Origin of the sequence: Streptomyces sp. JH14, assembly GCF_029428675.1 — a bacterium.
Classification (GTDB): domain Bacteria; phylum Actinomycetota; class Actinomycetes; order Streptomycetales; family Streptomycetaceae; genus Streptomyces.
In genome coordinates this window covers 5,228,527-5,241,099 of record NZ_JAJNEL010000001.1, presented here as the reverse complement: position 1 = coordinate 5,241,099, position 12,573 = coordinate 5,228,527, and the positions used below count along the sequence as shown (strand labels likewise).

15 protein-coding genes and 5 tRNA genes are annotated in these 12,573 nt (G+C 69.3%); 4 read left to right on the top strand and 16 right to left on the bottom strand.

The window, feature by feature from the left end:
- Nucleotides 1–13: 13 nt before the first annotated feature.
- Both LRD69_RS23770 and LRD69_RS23765 read right to left on the bottom strand, forming a co-directional pair.
- Nucleotides 14–1,024: an NAD(P)H-dependent glycerol-3-phosphate dehydrogenase gene (locus tag LRD69_RS23770; protein ID WP_277328566.1), complete on the bottom strand. Its 1,011-nt coding sequence runs from the start codon at nucleotides 1,022–1,024 to the stop codon at nucleotides 14–16.
- A complete protein-coding gene (locus tag LRD69_RS23765) occupies nucleotides 1,021–1,773 on the bottom strand; it encodes a lysophospholipid acyltransferase family protein (protein ID WP_277328564.1) in 753 nt (250 codons plus the stop codon). Before LRD69_RS23765 ends, LRD69_RS23770 begins: the two co-directional genes overlap by 4 nt.
- Nucleotides 1,774–1,894: 121 nt before the next feature.
- Here LRD69_RS23765 and cofC point away from each other — a divergent pair, with 121 nt between their 5' ends.
- Nucleotides 1,895–2,608 (top strand): 2-phospho-L-lactate guanylyltransferase, encoded by a 714-nt coding sequence (gene cofC / locus LRD69_RS23760; protein WP_277328563.1) that lies wholly within the window; start codon nucleotides 1,895–1,897, stop codon nucleotides 2,606–2,608.
- A 10-nt stretch (nucleotides 2,609–2,618) separates the two neighbouring features.
- Nucleotides 2,619–2,822: a hypothetical protein gene (locus LRD69_RS23755; protein ID WP_277328562.1), complete on the top strand. Its 204-nt coding sequence runs from the start codon at nucleotides 2,619–2,621 to the stop codon at nucleotides 2,820–2,822.
- 102 nt (nucleotides 2,823–2,924) lie between these two features.
- Here the strand turns inward: LRD69_RS23755 and LRD69_RS23750 are convergent, their stop codons facing one another.
- The 4 genes from LRD69_RS23750 to leuC all read right to left on the bottom strand — a co-directional run bounded on the left by LRD69_RS23750 (nucleotide 2,925) and on the right by leuC (nucleotide 6,079).
- A complete protein-coding gene (locus LRD69_RS23750) occupies nucleotides 2,925–3,581 on the bottom strand; it encodes an HU family DNA-binding protein (RefSeq protein WP_277328561.1) in 657 nt (218 codons plus the stop codon).
- A 142-nt stretch (nucleotides 3,582–3,723) separates the two neighbouring features.
- On the bottom strand, nucleotides 3,724–3,951 hold the full coding sequence (locus LRD69_RS23745; RefSeq protein WP_277328560.1) for a hypothetical protein: 228 nt from the start codon (nucleotides 3,949–3,951) through the stop codon (nucleotides 3,724–3,726).
- A gap of 104 nt (nucleotides 3,952–4,055) precedes the next feature.
- The gene (leuD, locus tag LRD69_RS23740; RefSeq protein WP_277328559.1) at nucleotides 4,056–4,649 is read right to left on the bottom strand and encodes a 3-isopropylmalate dehydratase small subunit; all 594 of its coding nucleotides are present in this window, start codon (nucleotides 4,647–4,649) and stop codon (nucleotides 4,056–4,058) included.
- A gap of 5 nt (nucleotides 4,650–4,654) precedes the next feature.
- Nucleotides 4,655–6,079: a 3-isopropylmalate dehydratase large subunit gene (leuC, locus tag LRD69_RS23735; protein ID WP_277328558.1), complete on the bottom strand. Its 1,425-nt coding sequence runs from the start codon at nucleotides 6,077–6,079 to the stop codon at nucleotides 4,655–4,657.
- A 173-nt stretch (nucleotides 6,080–6,252) separates the two neighbouring features.
- Here leuC and ndgR point away from each other — a divergent pair, with 173 nt between their 5' ends.
- Entirely contained in the window at nucleotides 6,253–6,969 is a 717-nt protein-coding gene (gene ndgR / locus LRD69_RS23730) for an IclR family transcriptional regulator NdgR (RefSeq protein ID WP_026237628.1), read from the top strand.
- Between the two features lie 63 nt (nucleotides 6,970–7,032).
- Here the strand turns inward: ndgR and LRD69_RS23725 are convergent, their stop codons facing one another.
- Nucleotides 7,033–7,539: a DUF4188 domain-containing protein gene (locus tag LRD69_RS23725; protein WP_277328557.1), complete on the bottom strand. Its 507-nt coding sequence runs from the start codon at nucleotides 7,537–7,539 to the stop codon at nucleotides 7,033–7,035.
- Nucleotides 7,540–7,640: 101 nt separating this feature from the next.
- Here LRD69_RS23725 and LRD69_RS23720 point away from each other — a divergent pair, with 101 nt between their 5' ends.
- Entirely contained in the window at nucleotides 7,641–8,282 is a 642-nt protein-coding gene (locus tag LRD69_RS23720; RefSeq protein ID WP_277328556.1) for a MerR family transcriptional regulator, read from the top strand.
- Between the two features lie 88 nt (nucleotides 8,283–8,370).
- Here LRD69_RS23720 and LRD69_RS23715 read toward each other — a convergent pair.
- The 9 genes from LRD69_RS23715 to LRD69_RS23675 all read right to left on the bottom strand — a co-directional run bounded on the left by LRD69_RS23715 (nucleotide 8,371) and on the right by LRD69_RS23675 (nucleotide 12,471).
- Nucleotides 8,371–8,443 (bottom strand) — tRNA-Glu (locus LRD69_RS23715).
- Nucleotides 8,444–8,463: 20 nt separating this feature from the next.
- Nucleotides 8,464–8,535, bottom strand: a tRNA-Gln gene (locus LRD69_RS23710).
- Between the two features lie 12 nt (nucleotides 8,536–8,547).
- Nucleotides 8,548–8,620: transfer RNA gene (locus tag LRD69_RS23705), tRNA-Glu, on the bottom strand.
- A 60-nt stretch (nucleotides 8,621–8,680) separates the two neighbouring features.
- A tRNA-Glu gene (locus tag LRD69_RS23700) sits at nucleotides 8,681–8,753 on the bottom strand.
- A gap of 25 nt (nucleotides 8,754–8,778) precedes the next feature.
- Nucleotides 8,779–8,850: transfer RNA gene (locus LRD69_RS23695), tRNA-Gln, on the bottom strand.
- 86 nt (nucleotides 8,851–8,936) lie between these two features.
- Complete coding sequence (locus tag LRD69_RS23690) at nucleotides 8,937–9,656, bottom strand: HAD family hydrolase (RefSeq protein ID WP_277328555.1); 720 nt, start codon at nucleotides 9,654–9,656, stop codon at nucleotides 8,937–8,939.
- A gap of 296 nt (nucleotides 9,657–9,952) precedes the next feature.
- Entirely contained in the window at nucleotides 9,953–11,428 is a 1,476-nt protein-coding gene (gene gltX, locus LRD69_RS23685; RefSeq protein ID WP_277328554.1) for a glutamate--tRNA ligase, read from the bottom strand.
- Nucleotides 11,421–12,206, bottom strand: a complete 786-nt coding sequence (locus tag LRD69_RS23680) for a fumarylacetoacetate hydrolase family protein (protein ID WP_277328553.1) — start codon at nucleotides 12,204–12,206, stop codon at nucleotides 11,421–11,423. Before LRD69_RS23680 ends, gltX begins: the two co-directional genes overlap by 8 nt.
- An 82-nt stretch (nucleotides 12,207–12,288) precedes the next feature.
- Complete coding sequence (locus tag LRD69_RS23675; protein ID WP_277328552.1) at nucleotides 12,289–12,471, bottom strand: hypothetical protein; 183 nt, start codon at nucleotides 12,469–12,471, stop codon at nucleotides 12,289–12,291.
- Nucleotides 12,472–12,573: the final 102 nt, after the last annotated feature.

The window sequence follows — 12,573 nt, the reverse complement described above, 5'->3', positions numbered from 1 at the left end:
CCAGGCCGCCCGGTCAGTGCCGCTCGGCCTTCGCGCTGCGCGACATCAGCTCGCCCAGAGCGACCATCGGCGGCTTGCCCTCGTGGACGATGGAGACGACCGTCTCCGTGAGAGGCATGTCGACGCCGTGCCGGCGCGCCAGATCGAGCACCGATTCACAGGACTTGACACCCTCGGCGGTCTGCTTGGTGACGGCGATGGTCTCTTCCAGCGTCATGCCGCGGCCGAGGTTGGTGCCGAAGGTGTGGTTGCGCGACAGCGGCGAGGAGCAGGTCGCCACCAGGTCGCCGAGGCCCGCGAGTCCGGAGAACGTCAGCGGGTCCGCGCCCATGGCGAGGCCGAGCCGGGTGGTCTCGGCGAGACCGCGGGTGATGAGCGAGCCCTTGGCGTTGTCACCGAGGCCCATCCCGTCGGCGATGCCGACGGCGAGACCGATGACGTTCTTGACCGCGCCTCCGAGTTCGGAGCCGATCACGTCGGTGAGGGTGTACGGGCGGAAGTACGGGGTGTGGCAGGCGGCCTGGAGGCGGCGGGCCACCGACTCGTCCGCGCAGGCGACGACGGCCGCGGCGGGGCGGCGTTCGGCGATCTCCTTGGCCAGATTGGGGCCGGTGATCACGGCGATGCGGTTCGCGGGGACCTTGGTGACGTCCTCGATGACCTCGCTCATCCGCTTGGCGGTGCCGAGTTCGACGCCCTTCATCAGCGAGACGAGGACGGTGTCCGGGCCCAGGTGCGGGGCCCAGTCGGCGAGGTTGGCGCGCAGCGTCTGCGACGGCACGACGAGCATGGCGAAGTCGGCGCCGCGCAGCGCCTCGGCGGCGTCGGTGGTGGCCCTGACGGACTCGGGGAGTTCAATTCCCGGCAGGTAGTCGGGGTTGGTACGGGTCGTGTTGATCGCCTCGACGAGCTCGGCGCGACGGCCCCAGAGGGTGACCTCGCACCCTGCGTCGGCGAGGACCATGCCGAAGGCCGTACCCCATGAGCCGGTTCCGAAGACGGCTGCCTTTACGGGGTGCGTCACTTGGGAGCCTCTCCTTCGGCCTTGCGCCGCTGTTCGGCACGCGCCTTGCGGTGGTCGTAGAGCTCGGCGGGGGCCTTCTCACCGCGTACGGCTTCGAGCTGGGCGGTCACCGCGGCCATGATGACCTCGGTCGCCTCGCGCAGGACGTCGGGCGTCGGTTCCTTGTCGTAGAACCGGGAGAGGTCGACGGGCGGTCCGGCCTGCACCTGGAGCGTCTTGCGGGGGAAGAGCCGGAGCTTCTTCTCCTTGGCGTAGGGCGGCATCGCCAGGTTGGCGCCCCACTGGGCGACGGGGATGACCGGGGCCTTCGTCGTCAACGCGACGCGGGCGGCACCGGTCTTGCCGGCCATCGGCCACATGTCGGGGTCGCGGGTGAGGGTGCCCTCCGGGTAGAAGGCGACGCATTCACCGCGCTCGATGGCGTCGACGGCGGCCCGGAAGGCGTCCATGGCGTTGGTCGTCTCGCGGTACACGGGGATCTGTCCGGTGCCGCGCAGCATCATTCCGACGAAGGGCGTCTTGAAGAGGCCCGCCTTGGCGAGAAGCCGCGGCACCCGGCCGGTGTTGTACTGGAAGTGTCCGTAGGAAAGCGGATCCAGGTACGAGTTGTGATTGACCGCAGTGATGAATCCGCCGTCGGCCGGAATGTGTTCCATTCCCCGCCAGTCACGCTTGAACAGAACCACCAGTGGCGGTTTGGCGATGACCGCCGCCAGGCGGTACCAGAAGCCGATTCTGCGGCCGGACACTCGGACACCTTCCTCTACGGACCTGACGTGCTGCCTGGCCGTGGGCGGCCAATTGTGGCCCCAGGCCCTCGCTCTGTCGAGAACACCGTACGCCCCGCCGCCGGAGCCGACCCTCCGGGTTGTGGCACCGGCAGGCGAGAATGAACGGCGATGCGCACCGAGGGGGGAGATCGCCACGAACACCGACCCGACCGGCCTGTGGTCCCTGGTCGTCCCGTTGAAGCCGCTGGCACACGGCAAGAGCAGACTGCGGCGGGCCGCCGGGGACCTGCTGCGTCCCCGGCTCGCGCTGGCCTTCGCCCAGGACACCGTGGCCGCCGCGCTGTCCTGCGGGGGCGTGCGGGATGTGGTGGTCGTCACGGACGACCCGGTGGCCGCGGCCGCGCTCGCGGCGCTCGGGGCGCGCACCGTGCCCGACGAACCCGCCGCGGGGCTCAACGCCGCGCTGGCCCACGGCGAGCGGGCGGTACGCGGCCGGCGGCCCGCCGCGGCGGTCGCGGCACTCAACGCGGACCTGCCCGCACTGCGCCCCGAGGAATTGGCCCGGGTGCTCGAAAATGCCGCCGAATTCCCTCGTGCATTTGTTACGGATGCAGCGGGAATCGGCACGACATTTCTGTCGGCTTCACCGGGGGTGGAATTGCGTCCGGCTTTCGGTGGTCTGTCGAGAGCCCGGCATCTTTCCTCGGGCGCGGTGGAAATCACGTCGGCCGGTATCGAATCGGTCCGCCAGGACGTGGACACCGGCGACGATCTGCGGGCCGCCGTCCGCCTCGGCGTGGGCCCGCACACCGCGGGCCGCTGGGCCACGGGGGTGCCCGCGCGGGACCGATAGGCTGCCGTTCATGCAGGCGACCTCGTACACGTACGACCCAGAGACCCGCACCGGCAGCGTGCTGCTCGACGACGGCACCCCGGTGGACTTCGACGCCCCGGCGTTCGACGCGGGCGGCCTGCGGCTGCTGCGTCCCGGGCAGCGGGTGCGGATCGAGGTCACGGGCGAGGGCGCGGACCTGCGGATCACTCTGGTGACGCTGCAGACGTTCTGAAGGGCGCTCCGGGCCGCAGGGCGGACCCCGGACAGCCCGCGGGCCGGGCTCCCCCTGGGGAGCCCGGCCCGGCGCGTGTGAGCAGCCCTGCGCTGCCCGGTCTCACTTCTTCCGCGCGACGGCCTTCTTGGCCGTGGTCTTGCGCGCCGTGGTCTTCTTCGCGGGCGCCTTCTTCGCCGTGGCCTTCTTGGCCGGCGCGGTCTTCTTGGCGGTGGCCGTCTTCTTCGCCGCCGCCGCCGTGGTCTTCTTCGCGGCCGTCGTGGTCTTCTTGGCCGCCGCGGTGGTCTTCTTCGCCGTGGTCTTCTTCGCGGCCGTGGTCTTCGCCGCGGTCACGGTCTTCTTGGCGGCGGCCTTCTTCGCCGTGGCCTTCTTGGCGGTGGCCTTCTTGGCTGCGGCCTTGGTGGTCGCGCGCGTGGAAGCACCGCCCGAGAGGCTGCCCTTGGGCGCCTTCTTCACGGCCACTTCGCCGCCCTTGGGGAGCTTCTTCGAGCCGCTGACCAGGTCCTTGAAGCCCTGTCCCGCGCGGAAGCGGGGCACCGAGGTCTTCTTGACCCGCACGCGCTCACCCGTCTGCGGGTTGCGGGCGTAGCGGGCCGGGCGGTCGACCTTCTCGAACGAGCCGAAGCCGGTGACCGAGACACGGTCTCCCGCGACAACCGCACGGACGATCGCGTCGAGCACCACGTCGACGGCGTCTGCGGCCTGCTGGCGGCCGCCGACCTTGTCGGCAATCGCTTCTACGAGCTGCGCCTTGTTCACGTCTTCCCCTTCGGAGACATTGCCAGAACGAATGTGTTCAAGCCTTTTCGCACGTTAGGCAGATATATACCGCAAATCAAACACGAAACGGGCTAATCACCCTAGTGCCGCAACGAAGTCGACCGCTGCGCAGTTCGCGGAGTCAGTCACCTTCGGGGAATCGGCCCTCATCGAGGTCCTTCATCAAACGGTCCAGACGCCTTGCCGCACCCGGCAGATCGTGCTTCGCCGTGGCCGTGACGACCAGCAGCTTCCGGGACAGCGCCATCCGTACGCCCTCCGGGACTTGCAGTGCGCGCACTCGTGCGTGCGCTTCCTTCAATCGGTCGGCGACTTGGCCGTAAAGCTTGAGTTGGCTGTCGCGTTCCATGCACCGATTGTGCCATCTGGGGCGAGTTGTCGCCCGACGGGGTCTCAACAAGCGACTGCGCCCCCTACCAGAAGGCAGAGGGCGCAGTACTGGAAACGCGCTGCTCAGGCGTTAATTGTACGCGGCTTGAAGGTCGGCCTTGCCGCCTCATAAGTCGCGATGTCCGCTTCGTTCTGAAGGGTGAGGCTGATGTCGTCCAGCCCGTTCAGCAGTCGCCAGCGGGCGTTCTCGTCGAGCTCGAAGTCGGCCGTGACGCCCTCGGCCCGGACTTGGCGGGCCTCCAGGTCGACGGTGATCTCGACCGTGGGGTCGGCCTCGGTCAGCTCCCAGAGCGCGTCGACGACCTTCTGGTCGAGGACGACGGTCAGCAGGCCGTTCTTCAGCGAGTTGCCGCGGAAGATGTCGGCGAACCGGGAGGAGATGACGGCCTTGAAGCCGTAGTTCTGCAGGGCCCAGACGGCGTGTTCACGCGACGACCCGGTACCGAAGTCGGGACCGGCCACCAGAACCGTGGCGCCGTCCCGCTCGGGGCGGTTGAGGACGAAGTTCTCGTCCTTGCGCCAGGCCTCGAAGAGTCCGTCCTCGAAGCCGTCGCGGGTGACCTTCTTCAGCCAGTGGGCGGGGATGATCTGGTCGGTGTCGACGTTGCTGCGGCGCAGCGGGACGGCCCGGCCGGTGTGTGCGGTGAAAGCTTCCATGATTCTCAGACTCCGGCAGGCGTACGGGCGTCGGACAGGTCGGCCGGCGAGGCCAGGTGGCCCAGCACGGCGGTGGCGGCGGCAACCTGCGGGGAGACCAGGTGGGTACGGCCGCCCTTGCCCTGCCGGCCCTCGAAGTTACGGTTCGAGGTGGAGGCGGAACGCTCGCCGGGGGCCAGCTGGTCGGGGTTCATACCGAGGCACATCGAGCAACCCGCGTGCCGCCATTCGGCGCCGGCCGCGGTGAAGACCTTGTCCAGGCCCTCCTCGACGGCCTGCAGGGCGACCCGGACCGAGCCCGGGACGACCAGCATCCGTACGCCGTCGGCGACTTTGCGGCCCTCCAGGACCGAGGCGACGTTACGCAGGTCCTCGATGCGGCCGTTGGTGCAGGAGCCTACGAAGACGGTGTCGACACTGATCTCGCGCAGCGGCTGCCCCGCGGTCAACCCCATGTATTCCAGGGCCTTTTCGGCGGCGTTGCGCTCCGACGCGTCCTCGTACGAAGCCGGGTCGGGGACGTTCGCCGACAGGGGCGCGCCCTGGCCGGGGTTGGTCCCCCAGGTGACGAACGGGGCCAGTTCCGCGGCGTCGATGACGACCTCGGCGTCGAAGACCGCGTCGTCGTCCGTGCGCAGCGTCTTCCAGTACGCGACGGCGGCGTCCCACTCCTCGCCCTGCGGGGCGTGGTCGCGGCCCTTGAGGTACGCGAACGTGGTCTCGTCCGGGGCGATCATGCCGGCCCGGGCGCCCGCCTCGATCGACATGTTGCAGATGGTCATCCGCGCTTCCATCGAGAGCTTCTCGATGGCGGAGCCGCGGTATTCGAGGATGTAGCCCTGGCCGCCGCCGGTGCCGATCCGGGCGATGATCGCGAGGATCAGGTCCTTGGCCGTGACGCCGTCGGGCAGTTCGCCGTCGATGGTGATCGCCATGGTCCTCGGACGGGCCAGCGGCAGCGTCTGGGTGGCCAGCACGTGCTCGACCTGGCTGGTGCCGATGCCGAACGCCAGCGCGCCGAACGCGCCGTGCGTGGACGTGTGGGAGTCACCGCAGACGACCGTGGTGCCGGGCTGGGTGAGTCCCAGCTGCGGGCCGACCACGTGCACGACGCCCTGCTCGACATCGCCCAGCGGGTGCAGCCGTACGCCGAACTCCGCGCAGTTCTTGCGCAGCGTCTCCAACTGGGCGCGGGAGACCGGGTCGGCGATCGGCTTGTCGATGTCGAGGGTCGGGGTGTTGTGATCCTCGGTGGCGATGGTGAGGTCGAGGCGCCGCACCTTGCGTCCGGCCTGGCGGAGGCCGTCGAAGGCCTGGGGGCTGGTCACCTCGTGCAGCAGGTGCAGATCGATGAAGAGAAGATCGGGCTCGCCCTCGGCGCGCCGGACGACGTGGTCGTCCCAGACCTTCTCCGCGAGTGTCCTACCCATCGCTTTCCCTCCGGCCGGCGTCGTCGCCGGCCCAACTAGAGATTCCGTGGCCCCCGTCCTGACCCCCGTACGGGGCGGTGGCTGCCGGCCCTTGTACGGCCGCACCTACAGGTTCGCAACTTCCGGGGAAAATTGAACTTGCGTTTCACAGAGTGAGACGCGAGTATCGTCGTATGGACAACTCTAGCGGCGTCGGCGTTCTCGACAAGGCAGCTCTGGTATTGAGCGCCCTGGAGTCCGGTCCGGCCACCCTCGCCGGACTGGTCGCGGCGACAGGGCTCGCACGACCCACGGCCCATCGACTGGCCGTGGCACTGGAACACCACCGGATGGTGGCGAGGGATATGCAGGGCCGTTTCATCCTCGGCCCGCGGCTGTCGGAGCTCGCGGCCGCGGCCGGCGAGGACCGGCTGCTGGCGACGGCCGGCCCGGTGCTCACGCATCTGCGCGACATCACCGGCGAGAGCGCGCAGCTCTACCGCCGGCAGGGCGACATGCGGATCTGCGTGGCGGCGGCGGAGCGCCTGTCCGGACTGCGGGACACCGTGCCGGTCGGCTCCACGCTCACCATGAAGGCAGGCTCGTCGGCCCAGATCCTGATGGCCTGGGAGGAGCCGGAGCGCCTGCACCGCGGCCTCCAGGGGGCCCGCTTCACGGCGACGGCGCTCTCCGGCGTACGGCGGCGCGGCTGGGCCCAGTCGATCGGCGAGCGGGAGCCGGGCGTCGCCTCGGTCTCGGCGCCGGTGCGCGGGCCGTCGAACCGGGTGGTGGCCGCCGTCTCGGTCTCCGGACCGATCGAGCGGCTGACCCGTCACCCGGGCCGGATGCACGCCCAGGCGGTCATCGACTCGGCCGCGCGGCTGAGCGAGGCCCTGCGCCGCTCCGGCTGACCTTCCCGCCCCCTGATCCGTCCCTGACCCGAAGAGGCCGCCCCAGCGTCGTGGCGGCCCTGTTCAGCCCTCCCGCCCCGTGGACGAGCGGTGCGCGAGACGGTCCGCCGCCCTGCGGCCCCGCCCTTCGACGGGCAGCACCCCGGTCGCCGCAGCCAGTCCGTACGGCGGCATGTCGGCGTAGATCGATTCATACGATCCCTCGGGTGCGATGTACGTCTCGTGCCACAGCCCCACATGCTGCCGGGACTTCTTCTCCTTGCGGTTCATCATCGCCCAGGCCTTGCGGTGGAACATGTCGGGAGCGCTCGCGTACGCGTACAGCTTCTCCTTCGACTCCCAGTACTGGACGACGTAGTACGTCCGCGGCGACCCGGACAGCAGCGTGTAGCCGAGCAGTCCACGACTCCTGTCCCGGCTCAACTCCCGCAGCATGCGCGGCATCGCGGCCAGGACGGGCAGCCAGTGGTGCACGCCCCGGAAGTGGTTGATGCGCATCCCGATGAGCAGGACGACCACATCCCCCTCGGCGGCCGCGGTCGTCCGTCCCGGTATCGGCTTCGCGAACATGTCATGTCCCCCTGCCTCGTGGGCGATCATTGGAGAGCGTTACTATCCAATGATTGGATAGTGACACTGCCCAATGGGGTGCGCAAGGGAAGGCACGGAAGATGCGACTCTCGGAACTGAGCGAGCAGAGCGGCGTCACGACCGCGACGATCAAGTACTACCTGCGCGAGGGGCTGCTTCCGCCCGGTGAACGCATCAGCGCGACCCAGGCCGAATACGGCGAGAGCCATCTGCGCCGGCTGCGTCTCGTGCGGGCGCTGATCCAGGTCGGCCGCCTCCCGGTGGCGACGGCCCGCGAGGTCCTCTCCCATGTCGACGACGAGTCCCTCGGCCGCACGATCCGCCTCGGCGCGGCCCTGTGGGCGCTGCCGCACGGCCCCGAGCCGGACGAGGAGGCCCCTGAAACGGCCGTCGCGCGCCATGAGGCGGACCGGCTTCTCGACCGGCTCGGCTGGGCGTTCGTCCAGGACCTCGGCTCGCTGGACCCGGTGTACCGCGCGCTGGTCGCCTCGATGGCCACCCTCATCCGGCTCGGCTATCCCTGTGACATCGACTACTTGGCGGAGCAGGCCCGCCTCATGGAGCAAGTCGCGGCGCGGGACCTGGACATGATGGAGTCGTATCCGGCGGGCGCCGAGCAGGTGGAGATGGCGGTCACCTCGGTCGTGCTCCACGAACCGCTGCTGCTGGCGCTGCGCAGGCTGGCCCAGGAGGAGGAGTCGGCACGGCGGTACGGCCTCTGAGTGCGACGGGGCCCGCGCCAACGGGCCCCGGACCTACGGCAAAGGGTCCCTCACCGAAGTGAAGGACCCTTGCCTTACTGCTCTGTTGTACCCCCGACCGGATTCGAACCGGCGCTACTGCCGTGAGAGGGCAGCGTGCTAGGCCGCTACACAACGGGGGCGTATTTTACTGCATCTTGCGCTGGGCTACCAGGACTCGAACCTAGAATGACGGTACCAGAAACCGTAGTGTTGCCAATTACACCATAGCCCATGGTGTTACAAGTACCCCCGACCGGATTCGAACCGGCGCTACTGCCGTGAGAGGGCAGCGTGCTAGGCCGCTACACAACGGGGGCCCTAGCGATCCTGCATCGAGATCATGGGTGCGACCCTGATGATCTCGCGGGAAGGATCTGTACCCCCGACCGGATTCGAACCGGCGCTACTGCCGTGAGAGGGCAGCGTGCTAGGCCGCTACACAACGGGGGCGTGTTGTTACAGATGAAGCTCTGCGCTGGGCTACCAGGACTCGAACCTAGAATGACGGTACCAGAAACCGTAGTGTTGCCAATTACACCATAGCCCACCAAAACTCAACCCCCAGGGGGGTTTTGTTCGGCTTGCGCTTCCCGGCCGGATCTTTCGGCCCGCTCGGGCGGCGCAGGAAGAACATTACCCGAAGGTGTCCGACGCTCCAAAACGGGTATTGCCTGCCAGCAGCCCGGGCAGCTGATCGAGACCGGTGATGCGCACCAGATCGGGCCGTCCGCCGCGCCCGCCCCGGTCCAGCCAGACCCCGTTCAGCCCGGCCGCCACGGCCCCGCCCGCGTCGACGTCCGGATCGTCCCCCACGTACACGACGTCCTTCGGCGCCAGGCCGAGCGCCTCGCAGGCGGCGTGGAACGCCCCGGCCTCGGGCTTGGAGACGCCGAGCTCCACCGCGCACACGACGGCCTCGAAGCGGCCGCGCACGCCGAGGACGCGCAGCTTGCGGTCCTGGTTGACGATGCTGGAGTTCGACAGGACGGCCTGCCGGTAGCGGCCGGCCAGCACCTCCAGAACCGGCGCGGCGTCCGGGAAGAGCGCCCAGGCGGCCTCGTAATGGGCGAGATGCCCCGCGAACCAGTCGTCGGCCTCGGCGTCCGTGAGCGGCCGTCCGAGGAACGCACGGACCCTGTCCCGGCGCTGCCCCTGGAAGTCGGTCTCCCCCGCGGCGAAACGGGCCCAGTGCACGTCCGTGAGGGCTCGCCATCCGTCGAGGGCCTGCTCGACGGATGCGTACCCGCCGGGCAGGCCCTCGCTCGCCAGATGTCTGTGCATACCGATGCGGTCGGCGCCGGTGTAATCGAAAATCGTGTCGTCGATGTCCCAGATCACGGCTCTGATCGGCATGAGGCCACGCTACCGCTCGCCGGCCGAGGAGGCCGGGGAGTGCCCTGATCGCCGGGCGCACCGCCGCGGCGTCGGCGCACCGGCGTCTTCCCGCCGTGGCCCCGTTCCCCGGCTGGCCGCGTCGCGGGGCCCTGCCGGACCCGCTGGGACTCCTCGCCACGACCGGCCAGGACAGCGGTGCCGGCGGCCCGTCGAGCCCCGCGCGCAGGACATCGACGCGACCGTCCGCGGCATACGGAAGGGGGCGGCCACCGGGACGATCCGGTGGCCGCCCCCTCCGGGCGTGCAGGAGACGCTTACGCGGCCAGCTTCGCCAGCGCCGCGTCGATGCGGGCGATCGTCTTCTCGCGGCCCAGGATCTCCAGGGACTCGAAGAGCGGCAGGCCGATCGTGCGGCCGGTGACGGCGACGCGGACCGGGGCCTGGGCCTTGCCGAGCTTCAGGCCGTGCTCCTCGCCCGCGGCGAGAACCGCGTTCTTGAGGGCCTCGGCGTTCCACTCAGCGGCGATCAGCTTGGCGCGGGCGGTGACGAGCAGGGCGTCGGAGCCCTCCTTCATCGCCTTGGCCCAGGACGCCTCGTCCTCGGCCGGCTCGTCGAGGAAGAGGAAGTCGACGTTGGCCGTGATGTCGGAGAGGACGGTCACGCGGGTCTGGGCGTGCGGGGCGATCGCCGCGAACTGCTCCGCGTCGAAGGACTCCGGGGCCCACGGGGCGAACGGGGCCTTCAGCCAGGGGCCGCACGCCTCGGTGAAGGTCTTCACGTCGAGCATGCGGATGTGCTCGGCGTTGATGTGCTCGCACTTCTTCAGGTCGAAGCGTGCCGGGTTGGCGTTGACGTCCTTGATGTCGAACGCGGCCACCATCTCGTCGACGGAGAAGATGTCGCGGTCCTCGGCGATCGACCAGCCGAGCAGCGAGAGGTAGTTGAGCAGCCCCTCCGGGAGGAAGCCGCGCTCGCGGTACAGGTTGAGCGAGGCCTGCGGGTCGCGCTTGGAGAGCTTCTTGTTGCCCTCGCCCATGACGTACGGGAGGTGCCCGAAGACGGGGGTGTCCTTGGCGATGCCGAGCTCGATCAGCGCCTTGTAGAGGGCGATCTGACGCGGGGTGGAGGAGAGCAGGTCCTCGCCGCGCAGGACGTGGGTGATCTCCATCAGCGCGTCGTCGACCGGGTTGACCAGCGTGTAGAGCGGGGCGCCGTTGGCCCGGACGATGCCGTAGTCGGGCACGTTCTCCGGCTGGAAGGTCAGCTCGCCGCGGACCAGGTCGGTGAAGGTGAGCGCCTCGTCGGGCATCCGGAAGCGGACGATGGACGTCCGGCCCTCGGCCTCGTACCCGGCGGTCTGCTCGGCGGTCAGGTCACGGCAGTGGCCGTCGTAGCCGGACGGCCTGCCGGCGGCACGGGCGGCGTCGCGGCGGGTGTCGAGCTCCTCGGTGGTGCAGTAGCAGTGGTACGCGTACCCGCCGGCCAGGAGCTTCTCGGCGACGTCCTTGTAGATGTCCATGCGCTGCGACTGCCGGTACGGCGCGTGCGGGCCGCCGACCTCCGGGCCCTCGTCCCAGTCGAAGCCGAGCCAGCGCATCGAGTCGAGCAGCTGCTCGTACGACTCCTCGGAGTCGCGGGCCGCGTCGGTGTCCTCGATCCGGAAGACCAGGGTGCCGCCGTGGTGCCGGGCGAAGGCCCAGTTGAAGAGGGCGGTGCGGACCAGGCCCACGTGGGGGTTGCCGGTCGGGGAGGGACAGAAACGTACGCGGGGGGAGTTCGTGTTAGCCACGCTTGATCACCTTGTTGGTGAGAGTGCCGATGCCTTCGATGGTGACGGCGACCTCGTCGCCGACCTGCAGGGGACCGACCCCTGCCGGGGTGCCCGTGAGGATCACATCGCCCGGAAGCAGCGTCATGGCCTCCGTGATGTGGACGACCAGATCCTCGATGGAGCGGATCATTTCGCTCGTACGGCCCAGTTGGCGCTGCTCGCCGTTGACCGTGGTCTGGACACCGAGATCGCTGGGGTCGAGGTCGGTCTCCACCCAGGGGCCGAGCGGGCAGGACGTGTCGAAGCCCTTGGCCCGGGCCCACTGCTTCTCACGCTTCTGGGCATCGCGGGCGGTGACGTCGTTGGCGCAGGTGTAGCCGAAGATGACGTCCTTGACGCGCTCACGCGGCACTTCGCGGCACATCCGGCCGATGACCACGGCCAGTTCACCCTCGTAATGCACGTCGTCGGAGAAGGAGGGGTACTCGATGGCGTCCCCGGAGCCGATCACCGACGTGGTGGGCTTGAAGAAGGCGACCGGTACCTCCGGGACCTCGTTGCCGAGTTCGGCGGCGTGCTCCGCGTAGTTGCGGCCGATGGCCACGACCTTGTTGGGGAGCACGGGCGGCAGCAGCCGGACCTTGCTCAGCGGGACCTTGGTACCGGAGAGCTCGAAGTCGACGTACGGGATGCCCTTGATGATGTCGAGGACGAGGTCGCCGGAGTCGACGGTGCCGTCGCCCTCGACCGCGCCGAACGCGACATTGCCGTCGATGGAGAACCTGGCGATGCGCACGGGATGCTGTCGCCCCTCACTTGCTGGCTGGCTGAAGACTGACGCCCCAGGCTAACGCGGGTGAAGGGGACAACTGCGCGTATTACTCGGTGGCGGCGGCCGGGGCTGTCATCAGGATGGTGCGCCGTGGGTTGGCCGTCTGCGTCGGCAGGTCGATGGCGTGCTCCGGCTGCTCCGGCGTCTGCAGCGCTTCGGCGTCCTCGAGGTGCGCCAGCGTGGTGCGCCGGGGGTTGGCAATGTTGCGGAACATCATCGTCGTCTTCATCTGCCGTTCGGACCCTGTCGCTACGGGCGCCACCCGGAGGGGCGCCGGTTGTCGGATTTGCCATCCCTGTAAAGCGCCAGGCTAAACATCCAATTCCCGCCC

Excerpts from the sequence above, each read along its gene's own strand:
- LRD69_RS23725 (WP_277328557.1), bottom strand. The coding sequence starts at position 7,539 with ATGTTCGCGAAGCCGATACCGGGACGGACGACCGCGGCCGCCGAGGGG.
- leuC (WP_277328558.1), bottom strand. The coding sequence starts at position 6,079 with ATGGGTAGGACACTCGCGGAGAAGGTCTGGGACGACCACGTCGTCCGG.
- ndgR (WP_026237628.1), top strand. The coding sequence starts at position 6,253 with ATGGACAACTCTAGCGGCGTCGGCGTTCTCGACAAGGCAGCTCTGGTA.
- LRD69_RS23690 (WP_277328555.1), bottom strand. The coding sequence starts at position 9,656 with ATGCCGATCAGAGCCGTGATCTGGGACATCGACGACACGATTTTCGAT.
- leuD (WP_277328559.1), bottom strand. The coding sequence starts at position 4,649 with ATGGAAGCTTTCACCGCACACACCGGCCGGGCCGTCCCGCTGCGCCGC.
- LRD69_RS23745 (WP_277328560.1), bottom strand. The coding sequence starts at position 3,951 with ATGGAACGCGACAGCCAACTCAAGCTTTACGGCCAAGTCGCCGACCGA.
- LRD69_RS23755 (WP_277328562.1), top strand. The coding sequence starts at position 2,619 with ATGCAGGCGACCTCGTACACGTACGACCCAGAGACCCGCACCGGCAGC.
- LRD69_RS23720 (WP_277328556.1), top strand. The coding sequence starts at position 7,641 with ATGCGACTCTCGGAACTGAGCGAGCAGAGCGGCGTCACGACCGCGACG.
- LRD69_RS23675 (WP_277328552.1), bottom strand. The coding sequence starts at position 12,471 with ATGAAGACGACGATGATGTTCCGCAACATTGCCAACCCCCGGCGCACC.